Consider the following 16,612-nt stretch of genomic DNA (forward strand, 5'->3'; position numbering starts at 1 on the left):
AATACTCCTTCAAGGGAACCTTTTTAATGAACCGCTTCTGGTTTATTCTATGCAGATCCCGCAGCGCAGACCAAGCGCGTGATCAAACAAACAGGCGGCAATGCCGGAAAAATTGATGCAAGAGCAATACATCCATTCGGAAATCGAGGCCGAGGTACAGAAATACTGGGCCGAAAACAAAACCTTTGAAGTTACTGAAGATCCTGCCAAAGAGAAGTTCTACTGTCTCTCCATGTTCCCCTATCCTTCCGGCAGGCTGCACATGGGTCACGTGCGTAATTACACCATAGGTGATGTAGTTGCCCGTTTCCAGCGTCTGCAGGGCAAGAACGTGCTTCAGCCCATTGGTTGGGATGCCTTCGGCCTGCCTGCCGAAAACGCGGCCATCAAAAATGCCACCGCGCCGGCACCCTGGACCTACGAAAACATCGATTACATGAAAAACCAGCTGAAAATGCTGGGTTTTGGCTACGACTGGAGCCGTGAAATCGCCACCTGTACCCCGGAATACTACCGTTGGGAGCAGTGGTTCTTCACCAAGCTGTACGAAAAAGGTCTGGTTTACAAAAAGACCTCAGCGGTGAACTGGTGTCCGAACGACCAAACTGTACTGGCCAACGAGCAGGTGCAGGACGGTTGCTGCTGGCGCTGTGACACTCCGGTTGAGCAAAAAGAAATTCCGCAGTGGTTTATCAAAATCACTGCCTATGCCGAAGAGCTTTTGAACGACATCGACACCCTCGAAGGTTGGCCTGAGCAGGTTAAGACCATGCAGCGCAACTGGATTGGTCGCTCTGAAGGCGTAGAAATGACCTTCAAGGTCAAAGATTCTGACGACAGCTTCGACATCTACACCACCCGCCCCGATACCGTGATGGGCGTGACCTACGTGGCGATTGCTGCCGGTCACCCATTGGCAGAGAAAGCTGCGCTGAATAATCCAGAGCTGGCCGCCTTCGTGGAAGAGTGCAAGCAAAGCGGCACCTCTGAGGCCGAGCTTGCCACCATGGAGAAAAAAGGCGTGGCCACTGGCCTGTACGCCATTCACCCGCTGACCGGTGAAGAAGTGCCTGTTTGGGCTGCCAACTTCGTGCTGATGAACTATGGCACCGGCGCCGTGATGTCGGTTCCTGCCCACGACCAGCGTGACTACGAGTTTGCCAAGAAATACGGTCTGGCCCTCAAGGCGGTTATCAAGCCTGTCGATGGCGAGGTGGATATCTCTGAAGCCGCCTACACCGAAAAAGGCGTTCTGTTTAACTCAGGCGAGTTCGACAATCTGGACTTCGACGGTGCCTTCAAGGCGATTGCCGACAAGCTAGCCGCCGAAGGCAAAGGCAAGCGTCAGGTGAACTTCCGTCTGCGTGACTGGGGTGTGAGCCGTCAGCGTTACTGGGGTGCCCCTATCCCTATGGTCACGCTGGAAGATGGCACCGTAATGCCAACGCCTGAAGATCAGCTGCCGGTTATTCTGCCGGAAGACGTGGTAATGGACGGCGTACAAAGCCCCATCAAGGCCGACAAAGAGTGGGCCAAGACCCAGGTGAACGGTCAGGACGCCCTGCGTGAAACCGATACTTTCGACACCTTTATGGAGTCATCCTGGTACTACGCGCGCTACTGTTCGCCCAAAGCCGATGCCATGCTGGACCCCGCCAAGGCCAACTACTGGCTGCCGGTGGATCAGTACATAGGTGGTATTGAGCACGCCTGTATGCACCTGCTCTATTTCCGCTTCTTCCACAAGCTGCTGCGTGATGCCGGTCTGGTGAACTCAAGCGAGCCTGCCAAGCGTCTGCTGACCCAGGGCATGGTGCTGGCCGATGCCTTCTACTACAACAACGAGAAAGGCGCCCGCGTATGGGTATCGCCCCTCGATGTCACTGTGGTTGAGAAAGACGACAAGGGCCGCATCATCAAGGCCGTGGACAACGAAGGCCATGAGCTGGTGTATACCGGCATGAGCAAGATGTCCAAGTCCAAGAACAACGGTATCGACCCTCAGGTCATGGTGGAAAAATACGGCGCCGACACTGTGCGTCTGTTTATGATGTTCGCCTCACCACCAGAGCTCACCCTGGAATGGCAGGAATCAGGCGTGGAAGGCGCACACCGCTTTATCAAGCGTCTGTGGAAGCTGGCCTCCGAGTACAGCGCGGCACCTGCCACCGAAGCGCTGGATGTCGCTGCACTCAATGCCGATCAAAAAGCCCTGCGCCGCGAGCTGCACAAGACCATCGCCAAGGTGACCGACGATCTGGGTCGCCGTCAGATGTTCAACACCGCCGTCGCCGCCGTGATGGAGCTGATGAACCATCTGCAAAAGGCGTCGCTGGAGTCTGCCCAGGACAAGGCGCTGATGAACGAAGCCCTGTCTGCCGTGGTACGTCTGCTCTACCCCATCGCACCGCACGTGTGTTTCAACCTGTGGCGCGAGCTGGGTAACAGCACTGCCATTGAAGATGCCGGTTGGCCAGCCACCGACGAGTCTGCACTGGTTGAAGACAGCAAGCTTATCGTGGTGCAGGTTAACGGTAAGGTGCGCGCCAAGCTCACCGTTGCCGCCGATGCCACCAAGGAGCAGGTTGAAGCTCTGGGCCTGGCTGAGGATGCAGTCACCAAGCACACCGATGGCCTGACTATTCGTAAGGTCATCTACGTGCCGGGCAAACTGCTCAACATCGTTGCCAACTAAGGGCACGCCTGCGACACTGTAAGGCACCAGGAAAACCCGCCTCGGCGGGTTTTTCCGCTTAACATACAAGGAATAAGCATTACGCCATGGTTAGAATATTGCTCACCGCCATCTTGAGTCTGGCGCTGCTCACAGTAGTCACCGGCTGCGGATTTCGCTTACAGGGCAGCTATAAGATCCCAACCAGCCTCAAGACCCTGAGCGTCAACAGCGCCGATGAATACAGCGAACTGACCCGGCTGGTGAAAGACCGCCTGCGTCTGTCCGGCGTGCAAGTAGTGGCATCTGACGCCACAATCCCTTCGGTGCGGCTGATAAAAGACACCCTGGAGCGCACCACACTGTCGCTCTACCCCACGGGTAACGTGGCCGAATACGAGCTTATCTATCACGTGCAATTTGCCGTGGCGGTGCCCGGCGAAGAAGCCAAGCCTTTCAACGTAGAAATCCGCCGCGACTATCTGGACGACCCCCGCACCGCACTCGCCAAAAGCCGCGAGATGGAATTGCTGGTCAAAGAAATGCGCCAGCAGGCCGCCGATAACCTGATCCAAACCCTGGCCGCCATCGGAGAAAACTGATGCGGGTGTATCCTGAGCAGCTTGGCCGCCACCTGTCGCCCCTGGCCCAGTGCTATTGCCTGTTTGGAGATGAAGCCTGGCTGATAGAAAGCGCCCGCAGCCAGTTGCTGGACGCAGGCCGGGCGCAGGGATTTGAGGAACGGATAAGCCTGGAGCAGGAAAACAGCTTTAACTGGCAGGAACTCGAAAATGAGTGGCTTGCCATGAGCCTGTTTGCCAGCCGCCGCATTATCGAACTCACCCTGCCCCAGGCCAAGCCAGGCACTGACGGCAGCGCCATGCTGGCAAGCCTGATGGCCCAGCCCAATCCTGATCTGCTGCTGATAGTCCGCGGCCCTAAACTTGCCAGCGAGCAAACCAACAGCAAGTGGTTCAAAGCCCTCGATAAAGCGGGTATCTACCTGCCCTGCAATACCCCCGAAGGGCCACAATTCAGCCGCTGGCTCGATGGCCGTATCCAGGCACATAGGCTGCAATTGCAACCCGACGCCAAGGCGCTGCTCGCAAGCCTGTACGAAGGCAACCTGCTGGCGGCCGAACAGGCGCTGCAACTGCTGGCACTGCTCACCCAGGGCCGTATGGTGGGGGCAGCCGAGCTTGGGCAATATTTTGAAGATCAGTCGCGCTTTAACGTGTTTCAGCTTGCCGATGCCCTGCTCGCCAACCAGCAAGACAGAGCCGCCCATATGCTTGCTCAGCTGCGCGCTGAAGGCACTGCCATGCCGATAGTGCTGTGGGCGGTATTCAGGGAGCTGACAACCCTACTGACACTGAAATCGGCCATGGACGGGCGCGAGTCGCTGGCGCCGCTGTGGTCGAAGCTGCGGATTTGGGACAAACGCAAACCCTTGTATGAGGGGGCACTCAGACGCCTGAGCCTCAATCAAATCGAGGCCATGCTGGCGCTCTCGTCCCAGCTTGAACTTAAGCTCAAGCAAGCAGGCGAAGAAGACTGGACTTTGCTGATGCACCTGTGTCTGCTGTTTGACCCCAACGCCCATCAACGCCTGATTGCCGTCCATGACTGACGCCATTCGCCATACGGCTATCCTTGGCGGCACCTTCGACCCGCCACACCTTGGCCATATCGACCCAGTGATTGCGGCCTGTAACCAGTGGCAGTTTGATGACTGCTGGCTGCTGCCCAATCACATTCCGCCTCACAAACAAGGCACCCATGCTGACGTTGACGCTCGCCTTGCCATGTTGGATGCCGTCATTGCCGCGCAGCCGATGTTTGCCCTGTGTGATATCGAGCTTAAGCGCGACACCCCAAGCTACACGGTCGAAACCCTGAAACGGCTTAAGGAACTTTATCCCAGCCGCAGGTTCTACTTTGTGATGGGCATGGATTCATTTTTGAATCTGCCCAGCTGGCACCGCTGGCAGGAGCTGTTTGCACTGTGCCATTTACTGGTATGCAAACGGCCTGGTTACCGGCTGGATAGCGCCCATCCCATGGCCAGCTGTCTGGCGCAAAGGCTGTATGAGGGCAGCAAATTACCCTCCGAGCCCTGCGGCCGTATTTTGCTCACCGAGGTGTTGGAGCGGGATATTTCCTCCACCCAAATCCGCCGCGCCATCGCAAGCGGCGAAGATGTGAGCCAATGGCTGCCAGAAGGGGTGATGGATATCATCAACACCCGGGGACTTTACCGCTAGGCGGTGTATTCCTCGGTTGCGGGCTGCTATACTGCCCCGCTCTTTTTTGTGGAACACATGAGGTAATCTGGCGTGCAAAGCGAGCAGCTCAAGCAATTTGTGGTAGATAAAGTTGACGATCTCAAAGCCCGGGATCTGGTGGTTCTGGATGTCAGCAAGCAATCCGATATCACCGATTACATGGTGATCTGCTCAGGCACCAGTAAGACCCACGTACGCGCGATTGCCGAAAACCTGATGTCTAAGGCCCGTGAAGCCGGTATCGAGATCCTCGGCAGTGAAGGTAAAGACGCCAGCGAATGGGTACTGGTGGATTTGGGCGATGTGATTGTGCACGTAATGCAGGACCAGACCCGCGACTTCTATCAGCTTGAAAAGCTCTGGCAAGAACACGCCTGATGAAATTACAACTCGTTGCCGTGGGCACCAAGATGCCCGACTGGGTCACCCGGGGATTTGAAGAATATCAGCGCCGCTTCCCGCGGGATATGGCGCTGGAACTGGTAGAGATCCCCGCCGGCAAGCGCGGTAAAAATGCCGATATCGCCCGTATCCTGCAAAAGGAAGGCGAGCAGATGCTGGCAGCCATTCCCAAGGGTAATCATATTGTTACCCTTGATCTTCCCGGCAAAAACTGGACCACGCCCGAGCTTGCATCGGCCCTGTCAAAATGGCAACTTGATGGCCGCGATGTCAGCCTGCTGATAGGCGGCCCCGAAGGCCTGGCCCCGGCTTGCAAACAAGCCGCAGCCCAAAGCTGGTGCCTCTCAGCCCTGACCCTGCCCCATCCGCTGGTGCGGGTGGTGGTGGCCGAGAGCCTCTATCGCGCCTGGAGTATCAACAACAATCATCCGTACCACAGGGAATAACCGACCTGTGGGGCCGCATTTGCACCGGAGACGCTGAGTGACGCCAAGAAAACGGGTAGCCATGCACGATCACGCCGCCGAGGCAGCTCTGTTTCGGCGACGGGCCATCTTTACCTTTCTGTGTGTGCTGGCACTGTTTGGGCTATTGCTGACCAACCTGTATCACCTGCAGGTGACCTCTTACGCCGACTACACCACCCGCTCCAACGATAACCGTATCCGGGTCACGCCGGTGGCGCCAAGCCGCGGCCTGATTTACGACCGCAACGGGGTGCTGCTGGCAGAAAACCAGCCGGTGTATTCCCTTGAGCTGGTGCCCGAGAAGGTGAAAAACGTTGCCGAAACTCTGGAGCGCCTGTCGCAGGTTATCCCTTTAAGCGATGAGGAGCAGCAGGACTTTCTCGAGGCGCTGAAATACCACCGCCGCTTTAAGCCCCTGACACTGAAAAACAACCTCACTGAGGCCGAAGTAGCCGCTTTCAGTGTGGATCAGCACCACTTTCCCGGCGTGCGGGTGGAAGCCGGTCTGAAGCGCTTTTACCCCCATGGTGAACTCCTAACCCATGTGCTGGGCTTTGTAGGCAAAATCAACGCCAAGGACAGAGCCGCGCTTGAGCGGGCCGACCGCTGGGGCGACTACACCGCCAGCAAAGATATTGGCAAGCAAGGTGTTGAAAAGTATTACGAAAATCTGCTTCACGGCAAACCTGGCCACCTCGAAGAAGAGGTGAACAACCGTGGCCGTACCATACGCACCCTGAAAACAGAGCCGCCTGAGCCTGGCCAGGATCTGTATCTGACCCTGGATATCAATCTGCAGAAAAAGGCGATGGAGCTGCTGTCCGGTCGCCGTGGCACCATAGTGGCCATCGATCCCCAGGACGGTGGCATTTTGGCGCTGGTCTCGAGCCCGTCATACGACCCCAACCTGTTTGTGCAGGGGATCAGCTCGAAAAATTACAGTGCACTGCTGAACGACAAGTCACGGCCGCTGATTAACCGCGCGACTCAGGGCCTGTACGCCCCCGCATCCACCATCAAGCCGCATATGGCGCTGCTGGGGCTGGAAGAGCAGGTGATTACCGAGCGCACCCGAATTTGGGATCCAGGTTACTGGCAAATGCCCGGCGTTGAGCGCAAGTGGCGTGACTGGAAAAAATGGGGCCACGGCTATGTGGACGTGTACCATGCCATCGTCGATTCCTGCGATATCTTCTTCTACGACATGGTGCATAAAATGGGTATCGATAAGATAGCCAACTTTATGAATCAGTTTGGTTTTGGTGAAAGCACCGGCGTGGATATTTTTGAAGAGTCCGCCGGCATAATGCCGTCCTCTGACTGGAAACGTATTCGCCACAATCAGCCCTGGTATCCCGGCGACACCATCTCCGTGGGTATCGGTCAGGGCTACTGGACTGCAACGCCAATCCAGCTCGCAAATGCCACCGCCATTTTGGCCAACCGCGGTAAACGCTATGTGCCGCATTTGCTCAAAGCGATGAAAGACCAGAGCGCCAAAATCGAGCGACCACCCGAAGAAATGCCACCGGTGAGCCTGAAAAACCCGCGCAACTGGGAAATCATCAACGAAGCCATGCGTCAAACCGCCCATAAGTCGCGCTTTACCGATGCCAGCTACACCGCGGCCATGAAAACAGGTACGGCTCAGGTGTTCTCGGTGGCTCAGGACGCCAAGTACGACCATGACTCGGTGGCCGAGCACCTGCGCGATAACGCCCTGATTGTGGCCTATGCGCCGTTTGAAAATCCAAAAATTGTCCTGTCGGTGGTGCTGGAAAACGCTGGCTGGGGCGGCGCCAACGCAGGCCCGGTGGCCCGCGCCATGTTGGATGAATTTATGCTGCACGAGCAGTGGAAGGTACAGCCATGAGTACGGCCATGAGCACAGATCACGCCCGCAAAAACATCTGGCAACGGATGCATATCGACCTGCCGTTGCTACTGGGGATCCTGGCAGTGATGGGCTTTGGCCTGTTTGTGATTTGGTCGGCCTCGGGTGAAGACCCTGGCATGATGGAACGCCAACTGGTGCGGATGAGTCTGTCCCTCGGCATCATGCTGTTTATGGCTCAGATTAACCCTGAGATCCTGCGCCGCTGGGCACTGCCGATTTATGTCACCGGGATCATTTTGCTGCTCGGGGTGCACTTCTTTGGCGAAATCAATAAAGGGGCGCAGCGCTGGCTCAACCTTGGCTTTATGGAGTTCCAGCCATCGGAGCTGATTAAGCTTGCCTTCCCCATCACCATGGCCTGGTTTATCAGCAAATATACCTTGCCGCCAAAGAAGCGTTATTTGGCGGCAGCGGCGGTTATCATGCTGATCCCCACGCTGCTGATTGCCAAGCAGCCTGACCTCGGCACCTCAATTCTGGTGGCTGCCTCAGGCATTTTCGTGCTGTTCCTCTCCGGCATGAGCTGGTACATAGTGCTGGGATTTGTGGCCGCCGTGCTGATGTTTTTGCCCATCCTGTGGTACTTCCTGATGCACGATTACCAGCGCTCGCGGGTTATGATGCTGCTGGATCCCGAATCGGATCCCCTCGGTAAGGGCTACCACATTATCCAATCAAAAATTGCCATCGGCTCCGGCGGCCTGGATGGCAAAGGCTGGCTGCAGGGCACTCAGTCGCAGCTGGAATTTCTGCCAGAGCGCCATACCGACTTCATCTTCGCCGTGATTGGTGAAGAGTTTGGCCTGATTGGTGCCATCATCCTGCTTGCCATGTATGTCTACATTATTGGCCGCGGCCTGGTAATTGCGTCCCGCGCGCAAACCAACTTTGCCCGCCTGCTGGCCGGCTCCATCACCCTGACCTTCTTCGTTTACATCTTCGTGAACATCGGCATGGTCAGCGGCATTTTGCCTGTGGTGGGCGTACCTCTGCCACTGGTCAGCTATGGCGGCACCTCCATGCTGACATTGATGACAGGTTTTGGCATCCTAATGAGCATTCAGACTCACAGACGCTTCATCGACCGATAAGGACTGCCGATGCAACGCTTTTTGCGCCGGGTTGCGCTGCCCGGCCTGCTCGCTTGTGTATTTCCCGCCCTGGCCGGACAACCGGCCGCCATCGACAGCGCCAAGGCGAGTTTTGTCGCCCGCCAGACTGCGCTCGGCTTCAGCGAAACACAAATCAACGACTTTCTGGCCAAGGCTCAGTACAACCAGAAAGTGATAGATGCCATCAGCCGCCCCTGGGAGGCCAAGCCATGGCATCAATACCGGCCCCGCTTTTTAACCGAAACCCGCCTCAAGGCCGGGTTGGCATTCTGGCAAGCCAACGAAGCAAGCCTTAGCCGCGCTGCCGAAACCTTTGGCGTTGAGCCGCAAATGATAGTGGCCATCATAGGTATCGAAACCCATTACGGTAAAACCATGGGCAACTTCCCGGTGCGTGACGCGCTCTACACCCTGGGTTTTTACTATCCGCCGCGGGCCGACTTTTTCCTCAAAGAGCTGGCAGAGTTACAGCAACTCGAAAAAGACGAGCAGCTGGATGTCAGCTCACTCAAGGGCTCCTACGCAGGCGCCATGGGTCTTGGGCAGTTTATGCCATCGAGCTACCGCTATTACGCTGTGGATTTTGATGGCGACGGCAGACGGGATTTGCTCGGCAGTGTCGATGATGCCATTGGCAGCGTGGCCAACTACTTCCATCAACACGGCTGGCAGCCAGGAGCCCCGGTTGCCATCCGGGTGATGCCACGCACAGACATCAGCCCCGATGCCAGACTCTGGGATGGCAAGCCACTGTCGATGTCGGTGGCAGAGGTGCTCGGAAAAGACCTGGGGCTGTCCGACAGCCGCGACCTGAATGCGGCTCAGCCCGCCATGCTGGTGAAGTTAGAGCAGGAAAACAGTAACGAATATTGGCTCGGTCTTAAGAATTTTTACGTGATAACACGTTATAATCGAAGCCCTCTTTATGCCATGGCGGCCTATGAATTCAGTGAGCAGCTCAAACATGCCCATGCAAAACCGTAAAACCTCCCTGTGGCTGGCCGGTGGGATAGCACTGGCACTGCTGGGTGGCTGTTCGTCATCCCCCGATGAAAAAGCAGCGCCCAGTGGCAAAAAATCCAACGGCGATCGTTATCACCTGAAAGACGATGCCTACCCCGATTCGGCGCCGGACGTCAGTAAGGTGGCGGATGCCGTGCCCCGCTACGAGCCATACAGCCGCAAAGGCAATAAGGCTTACACCGTCAGGGGCAAGTCCTACCAGGTGCTCGCCAGCGCGGCCAACTTTCGTGAATCGGGTATCGCCTCCTGGTATGGCACCAAATTTCATGGCTATCACACCTCCAATGGCGAGGTGTACGACATGTATGCCATGACAGCAGCCCACAAGACTCTGCCGCTGCCAAGCTTTGTGAAAGTGCGAAACATAGATAACAACAAAGAAGTGATAGTAAGGGTGAACGATCGCGGCCCCTTCCATGAAGGCCGGGTTATCGACTTGTCTTACGCCGCGGCCCACAAGCTGGATATGCTTAAAACCGGCACTGCGCGGGTAGTGATTGAAACCATTTACTTCCCCTCACCCGCGTCTGAAATTCAGGCGTCGGCGACGGATCCCAACAACTACTTCATCCAGTTGGTGGCCTCCGGCGATAAAAACAAGCTCAACAACCTGGGTAAAGAACTCTCAAGCCGCTACCAGCTGGGCTATCGCTTGCAGCAAAGCGGCGATTTGTACCGGTTACAGCTTGGGCCGCTGGGCCACGAAGGCATTGCCAGTAAGCTGCTGCAGCAAATTCGCCAGCAGGGCTACCCCACAGGGTATCTGGTCAGTGAACCCAAATCCTGAACATGAAGGAACCTTCACTGCAAACCTGTGTCTATTAATGTTACACTCGGCAAGTTTCCGACCGCTTCAAAAACCTTCAGAGAAAACGTGTAGTTAATGATGAAAGCATTCAAACGTACCACGCCAAAATCGATGTTGCTCCTGGCAATCGTCTCCGCCAGCGCCTTTGCAGCACCACCGACCGTTGTACCCGAGGCGCCTTCGGTGGCCGCCAAGGCCTATGTGCTGATGGACTATCACACCGGGCAGATCATTGCAGAAGAGCATGCCTACGAGCAGCTTAACCCTGCCAGTCTGACCAAGATGATGACCAGTTATGTGATTGGTCATGAAATGAAAGTGGGCAATATCTCCCCCGAGGACGATGTGCAGATCAGCAAGAATGCCTGGTCAAAGAACTTCCCTGACTCTTCCAAGATGTTTATCGAGGTAGGTAAAACGGTCAAAGCCGAAGATCTCAACCGCGGTATCATCATTCAGTCGGGTAACGATGCCTGTGTGGCCATGGCCGAGCACATTGCCGGCACCGAGGATGCCTTCGTCGATATGATGAACTCCTGGGCCAAGCAACTGGGCATGACCGACAGCTATTTTGAAAACAGCCATGGTCTGGACTCTGACAATCACAAGACCACCGCTTACGATATGGCGATTCTCGGCGCGGCACTGATCCGCGATGTTCCCGACGAGTACCGGATCTACGCCGAGAAGGAATTTACCTTCAACGGCATTAAGCAGTACAACCGCAACGGCCTGTTGTGGGACAAGAGCATGAACGTGGACGGCATCAAGACCGGCCACACCTCAGGCGCAGGTTATAACCTGGTGGCCTCCGCGACCCAGGACAATATGCGTCTGATCTCGGTGGTTATGGGCGCCAAGAGTGAAGCTGCCCGTAAGGCCGAAAGCAAAAAGCTGCTGTCTTACGGATTCCGCTTTTTCGAAACCGTGACCCCATACAAAGCCGGCGACAGCTTCGTTAACCAGAAAATCTGGTACGGCGATCGTGAAAGCGTTGATTTGGGTGTGGCCACAGATACGCCACTGACCATTCGCCGCGGCAAAGGCAAAGATTTGCAAGCCAACTTTGAGCTGACCAAACCACTGGAAGCCCCTGTCGCCAAGGGTGAAGTGGTTGGCCGTGTCTACTTCCAGCTGGATGGTAAAGACATTGCCCAATTCCCACTGGTCACCCTGCAGGAAGTGAACGAAGGCAGCTGGTTCTCCAAACTGATGGACTACTTCAAGCAGCTCTTCGCCAGCTGGTTCAGCTAAGGATTGAAAAGATGCCACCTTCGGGTGGCATTTTTTTCGCCCCCCGGCCTTGATTGGGCTATAATCGCCGCCATATTTGAGCCTCGAGCCCATGATTGAGATAGATGACGATGTTGAATACCACTTTTGACCAGTACCTGGAGTTTCCCTGTTCCTTCCCCTTTAAGGTGGTAGGCGACGCCAGCGATACTCTGGCCGATCGCGTGGTAGCCGTGGTGCAGCAACATGCCCCCGGCGACTACAGCCCCACTTCCAAAGCCTCCAGCAAGGGCACCTATGTGTCGGTCACCATTCGCGTGACTGTGACCAGCAAAGAGCACATCGAGACCCTGTACACCGCGCTTGCCGCCATCGACGGCGTAAAGCGGGTACTTTAACGTTTCTCACGCATCGGCAAAGCGTGATCTGTGTTACATTTCGACTGTCGCGGCGTATAATGCCGCCAAGCCGAATCTGAGGGGGAGAGGTTGCCCTTGCAAGCCAAGACTCTGCATATCAGACACCTGGGAAATCAGGACTATGAAACTGTCTGGCACGCCATGCAGCACTATACCGACAACCGGGATCAGAACAGCCACGACGAACTCTGGCTGGTAGAGCACCCGCCTGTATTTACCCAGGGTCAGGCCGGCAAGGCCGAACATATCCTGAATCCGGGCGATATTCCCGTTATCCAGGTAGACCGCGGCGGCCAGGTGACATACCACGGTCCGGGTCAACTGGTTGCTTACCCCCTGCTGGACATCAAACGCCTGAAAATCGGTGTGCGCGATCTGGTCACCACCATAGAGCAGAGCATTGTTGAGATGCTAAAAGGCTATAACGTGGATGCCTATGCCAAGGCCGATGCCCCCGGCGTGTATGTTGATGAGCGCAAAGTGGCCTCACTGGGCCTTAGGATCCGCCGTGGCTGCTCCTTCCACGGTCTTGCGCTCAACGTCGATATGGACATCACCCCCTTTCAACGCATTAACCCCTGCGGTTATGCCGGACTGGAAATGGTTCAGTGCAAGTCGCTGGGCGGTCCACAGACGGTAACCGAAGCCGGAGAAAAACTGACGGCAAGCTTCAGTCAGCTTCTTGGCTACGAGCACCTGGTACATCACCAAGGATTAGCAGAATAAAATGAACAGACCCGAAAGATTGCAGCCGGGCGTCAAACTGCGTGACGCAGACAAAGTCGCCCGAATTCCGGTAAAAATCATGCCTTCCGAGCGTGAAACCATGCTCAGAAAGCCAGATTGGCTGCGGGTTAAACTGCCTGCCTCCAACCAGCGCATCACCGAAATCAAACAGGCACTGCGCAGCAACGGCCTGCACTCTGTGTGTGAAGAAGCCTCCTGCCCCAACCTGGCTGAGTGCTTTAACCACGGTACCGCGACCTTTATGATTTTGGGCGCGATTTGTACCCGCCGCTGCCCATTCTGCGACGTAGCCCACGGCCGTCCTCTCAAACCTGACGCCGATGAGCCGGTCAAACTGGCCAAAACCATCCGCGATATGAAGCTTAAGTACGTGGTGATCACCTCGGTTGACCGCGATGACCTGCGTGACGGCGGCGCCCAGCACTTTGCCGACTGTATCCGTGAAATCCGTGCCCTGAATCCACACATTCAGATTGAAACCCTAGTACCCGATTTCCGTGGTCGCATCGATGTAGCGCTGGATATCCTGAGCACCAATCCACCGGATGTGTTCAACCATAACCTGGAGACCGCGCCGGCACACTACCGCAAGGCTCGCCCGGGCGCCAACTACCAATGGTCGCTGGATTTGCTCAAGCGCTTTAAAGAGCGTCACCCCAATATTCCAACCAAATCAGGTTTGATGATGGGCCTGGGTGAAACCAACGAAGAAATTATTCAGGTACTTAAAGATCTGCGTGCCCACGACGTAAACATGCTGACGCTGGGCCAGTACCTGCAGCCTTCCAAGTTCCACCTGCCGGTAGAGCGCTACGTAAGCCCGCAGGAATTCGATGAGCTGAAAGTGATAGCCGAAGACCTGGGCTTCAGCCATGCCGCCTGTGGTCCGCTGGTACGCTCAAGCTACCATGCCGATCTGCAGGCCCAGGGCAAGGAAGTCAAATAAGCAGGTTTGCCATTAAGCCTGCTGTAAAACTGAAAAACGGCGCATTAGCGCCGTTTTTTATTGGGTAACCCCTGTAGAACAGGCTCAGCCTTGCTCCAACCTTAAGTCCATCAATACCGCATCTTCGCGGCCGTCAGCCGTGGGGTAATAGCCCTTACGCCGACCAATCTCGGTAAATCCCAACCGCTGATACAGACCAATCGCCGCCATGTTGGAGGCTCGAACCTCAAGCATCAATACCTGAGCGCCATGGCGTTTCGCATCGGCTATCACCTGCTGTAGCAGTAACTTGCCCAGACCCTTGCCCTGCGCCGAGGGCAGTACACAGATATCAAACAAAGTTGCTTCGTCCACAATCTGCTGCACTATGGTAAAGCCCTGCAGGATGTCATCGTGAAAGAGTCCGTTGCAGCGGTATAGCGGACCAAAGCAATCAGCCAGCGAGCCTTCAGACATCGGATGGGAATGTGCCTCAGACTCGATGAGCGCCATTTTGGGCGCATCTTGCTGTTGCAGTGACTCAATCTTCATTACAGAACTCCACAGCTGCCCAGCGCACGCCAGAACGCACGCTTGCCTTGTGCTGTGTCGAGCGCCTCAATCGGTACGGAAACAGCATCCCCTGTTGCTGGCGTAAGTAGAATGGATGCTTCCGTCTCCTGGCAGTTAAGCTCGGTCAACGTAAGTTCAGCAAATAAGGGATGCTCGAGCATCTTTTTCAGAGCCTGCACCAACTCAGGCGATAATGGCGCAGACTTGCCAGCCTCACGCCAACGGGCTATGCCCATGGCATCCAGATATGCCGCTTTTTCCATTGCCCTTCCTATTTATCGAATCGAACGTTCCAATCTATTATTTCAATTTCAAACCACAAGATTGATTCACTATTCTGATTAAATCAAAAACTGGAGGAGACTATTATGATCAACAACGGTATCAACCAACAAAATCGCCTCGCCATCGCCAAAGGTCTGTATAAACTGCTGGCGGACAGCTATGGCCTCTATCTCAAGACCCACAGCTTTCACTGGAATGTGACCGGCCCTATGTTCACCAGCCTGCATCTGTTATTCGAGCAGCAGTATACCGAAATTGCCCTTGCTGTGGACAGTATTGCCGAACGGGTTCGGGCCTTGGGGGTAAAAGCTATTGGTTCGTACAGCGCCTTTGCGGCAGTAACCGACATCCAGGAAGACACTGGCGGCCTGAATGCCAGAGAGATGATTGCCAGCCTGATAGAAGGTCAGGAGATTCTTATCCGTAGCGCCAGAGCCCTCATTCCACTGGCAGCAGAAAGTGGTGATGAAGCTTCAGTGGATTTGCTCACCCAAAGAGTCAGTATCCATGAAAAAAATGCCTGGATGCTAAGAAGCCTGCTGGAGGAATAACGCACTCACAAAGTGCAGTTGAGCATGGCAAGCAAAGGGTTACCAAACGCTGAAAAGACGAAAGGCCGTTCATTTCTGAACGGCCTTTCTGGTATGTGGCAGGGGTGGCAGGACTCGAACCCGCAACCATCGGTTTTGGAGACCGCTGTTCTACCAATTGGAACTACACCCCTGTTGACGGAGGGCATTATGCAAAAAGCCCCCCTAAAGGTAAAGCACTTTTTTAATGAAAACCGCTTGTTTGCGGCTTTTTCAGCCACAAAGGTCTGTTTATCAATACATGCAGCTTAGTGCGCCCTGCGGATGCCCGATTGACCGTATAAGTTGTCTCTGACATCTGCCGATTAGCCCCGAGCAGAGCGGCTCAGAACACTGTTTAATGGCCGATTAGTTTATCAAGCACTAACGCCGCACGTAACTGACGTACTGCCCCCTGGGGCAGTGCTGAAGATGCATAATACTTATCTTTGTGTAGGTAGTCCTGGTTAAGCAGTGCGCCACTAGTTAAACATCCAGCGACCGGTTAGAACATCGCAATGATATTTTCTTAGTTAAACGAGCAAAGGGACAAACTGCATGCTCAGATTAGATACCACACCTTTCAGTATCCACTTCACCCAATGTGCGTTGAAACGGTCACTCTGAAAGGCGCTCTCGAGGTTTCAACGCCATCAAATGCGACGATACCCAGACTCATGGTTCAAAGAGACTGCGAGGCATTTCGTCTTTAAGTTGGCAGAGTGTGTAGCGCAGCCACAAGTTTACGGTAGAAGACTGTTCCAGACGTTTTCTACATTCCAAACGTCCATGGCGGTTAGCGCGAAGCTTTAGCGTAGCTGGGGCAGATTTATCCGCGACGCCACAACACCAAGTGCACATGTTACCAAGTGCAAATGTTGTAAAACGAAAAAAGCCTCTGCATTGCTGCAGAGGCTTTCGTCTTTAAGTTGGCGGAGCGGACGGGACTCGAACCCGCGACCCCCGGCGTGACAGGCCGTGATGATATTGATAATAGCACGTTACTTATTTTGCCCCAACTGTAAATAACTAATTTTATTTGTATAAAGACTAAGTCACTCGGACGAACCATTAACGACAATTAGACACAAATTGGTGGTCACGGTCACAAAAACCACCTTTTCACTGATCAATTATTGATCACCACTTGGGAAACCAGAAGTATTTCTCTAGATTGGATGCTGTAGGTATTC

17 protein-coding genes and 1 tRNA gene are annotated in these 16,612 nt (G+C 55.0%); 15 read left to right on the forward strand and 3 right to left on the reverse strand.

Annotated features, from left to right (window positions below):
* Positions 1-115: 115 nt before the first annotated feature.
* The 14 genes from leuS (at position 116) to lipA (ending at position 14,013) form a co-directional block, all read left to right on the forward strand.
* Positions 116-2,695: a leucine--tRNA ligase gene (gene leuS / locus STH12_RS11865; protein ID WP_126167747.1), complete on the forward strand. Its 2,580-nt coding sequence runs from the start codon at positions 116-118 to the stop codon at positions 2,693-2,695.
* A gap of 86 nt (positions 2,696-2,781) precedes the next feature.
* Complete coding sequence (locus STH12_RS11870) at positions 2,782-3,276, forward strand: LPS-assembly lipoprotein LptE (protein WP_126167748.1); 495 nt, start codon at positions 2,782-2,784, stop codon at positions 3,274-3,276.
* Positions 3,276-4,304: a DNA polymerase III subunit delta gene (gene holA / locus STH12_RS11875; RefSeq protein WP_126167749.1), complete on the forward strand. Its 1,029-nt coding sequence runs from the start codon at positions 3,276-3,278 to the stop codon at positions 4,302-4,304. The genes STH12_RS11870 and holA overlap by 1 nt, the downstream gene beginning before the upstream one ends.
* On the forward strand, positions 4,297-4,938 hold the full coding sequence (gene nadD / locus STH12_RS11880) for a nicotinate-nucleotide adenylyltransferase (RefSeq protein WP_126167750.1): 642 nt from the start codon (positions 4,297-4,299) through the stop codon (positions 4,936-4,938). Before holA ends, nadD begins: the two co-directional genes overlap by 8 nt.
* A 72-nt stretch (positions 4,939-5,010) precedes the next feature.
* Entirely contained in the window at positions 5,011-5,337 is a 327-nt protein-coding gene (gene rsfS, locus STH12_RS11885; RefSeq protein ID WP_126167751.1) for a ribosome silencing factor, read from the forward strand.
* Positions 5,337-5,807, forward strand: a complete 471-nt coding sequence (rlmH, locus tag STH12_RS11890) for a 23S rRNA (pseudouridine(1915)-N(3))-methyltransferase RlmH (protein ID WP_126167752.1) — start codon at positions 5,337-5,339, stop codon at positions 5,805-5,807. The genes rsfS and rlmH overlap by 1 nt, the downstream gene beginning before the upstream one ends.
* A 37-nt stretch (positions 5,808-5,844) precedes the next feature.
* Entirely contained in the window at positions 5,845-7,701 is a 1,857-nt protein-coding gene (gene mrdA / locus STH12_RS11895) for a penicillin-binding protein 2 (RefSeq protein ID WP_126167753.1), read from the forward strand.
* 8 nt (positions 7,702-7,709) lie between these two features.
* On the forward strand, positions 7,710-8,816 hold the full coding sequence (gene rodA / locus STH12_RS11900) for a rod shape-determining protein RodA (protein WP_126169504.1): 1,107 nt from the start codon (positions 7,710-7,712) through the stop codon (positions 8,814-8,816).
* A 9-nt stretch (positions 8,817-8,825) separates the two neighbouring features.
* Positions 8,826-9,821, forward strand: a complete 996-nt coding sequence (gene mltB, locus STH12_RS11905; RefSeq protein WP_126167754.1) for a lytic murein transglycosylase B — start codon at positions 8,826-8,828, stop codon at positions 9,819-9,821.
* Positions 9,802-10,647 (forward strand): septal ring lytic transglycosylase RlpA family protein, encoded by an 846-nt coding sequence (locus STH12_RS11910; protein ID WP_126167755.1) that lies wholly within the window; start codon positions 9,802-9,804, stop codon positions 10,645-10,647. Before mltB ends, STH12_RS11910 begins: the two co-directional genes overlap by 20 nt.
* 99 nt (positions 10,648-10,746) lie before the next feature.
* A complete protein-coding gene (locus STH12_RS11915; protein ID WP_126169505.1) occupies positions 10,747-11,922 on the forward strand; it encodes a serine hydrolase in 1,176 nt (391 codons plus the stop codon).
* Positions 11,923-12,032: 110 nt separating this feature from the next.
* The gene (gene ybeD / locus STH12_RS11920) at positions 12,033-12,299 is read left to right on the forward strand and encodes a DUF493 family protein YbeD (protein WP_126167756.1); all 267 of its coding nucleotides are present in this window, start codon (positions 12,033-12,035) and stop codon (positions 12,297-12,299) included.
* Positions 12,300-12,395: 96 nt separating this feature from the next.
* Positions 12,396-13,046 carry a lipoyl(octanoyl) transferase LipB gene (gene lipB / locus STH12_RS11925; RefSeq protein ID WP_126167757.1) on the forward strand — a complete coding sequence of 217 codons (651 nt, stop codon included), beginning with the start codon at positions 12,396-12,398 and terminating at the stop codon, positions 13,044-13,046.
* A 1-nt stretch (position 13,047) separates the two neighbouring features.
* Entirely contained in the window at positions 13,048-14,013 is a 966-nt protein-coding gene (gene lipA / locus STH12_RS11930; protein ID WP_011760704.1) for a lipoyl synthase, read from the forward strand.
* Between the two features lie 84 nt (positions 14,014-14,097).
* Here lipA and rimI read toward each other — a convergent pair whose 3' ends face one another.
* Entirely contained in the window at positions 14,098-14,544 is a 447-nt protein-coding gene (gene rimI / locus STH12_RS11935; protein ID WP_126167758.1) for a ribosomal protein S18-alanine N-acetyltransferase, read from the reverse strand.
* Positions 14,544-14,828, reverse strand: a complete 285-nt coding sequence (locus STH12_RS11940; RefSeq protein ID WP_126167759.1) for a hypothetical protein — start codon at positions 14,826-14,828, stop codon at positions 14,544-14,546. Before STH12_RS11940 ends, rimI begins: the two co-directional genes overlap by 1 nt.
* A gap of 105 nt (positions 14,829-14,933) precedes the next feature.
* Between STH12_RS11940 and STH12_RS11945 the strand changes: the two genes are divergently transcribed.
* Positions 14,934-15,401, forward strand: a complete 468-nt coding sequence (locus STH12_RS11945; RefSeq protein ID WP_126167760.1) for a Dps family protein — start codon at positions 14,934-14,936, stop codon at positions 15,399-15,401.
* 96 nt (positions 15,402-15,497) lie between these two features.
* Here STH12_RS11945 and STH12_RS11950 read toward each other — a convergent pair.
* Positions 15,498-15,574: transfer RNA gene (locus STH12_RS11950), tRNA-Trp, on the reverse strand.
* Between the last annotated feature and the right edge of the window lie 1,038 nt (positions 15,575-16,612).

Source organism: Shewanella khirikhana, assembly GCF_003957745.1.
In the GTDB taxonomy this organism is placed as follows: Bacteria; Pseudomonadota; Gammaproteobacteria; order Enterobacterales; family Shewanellaceae; genus Shewanella; species Shewanella khirikhana.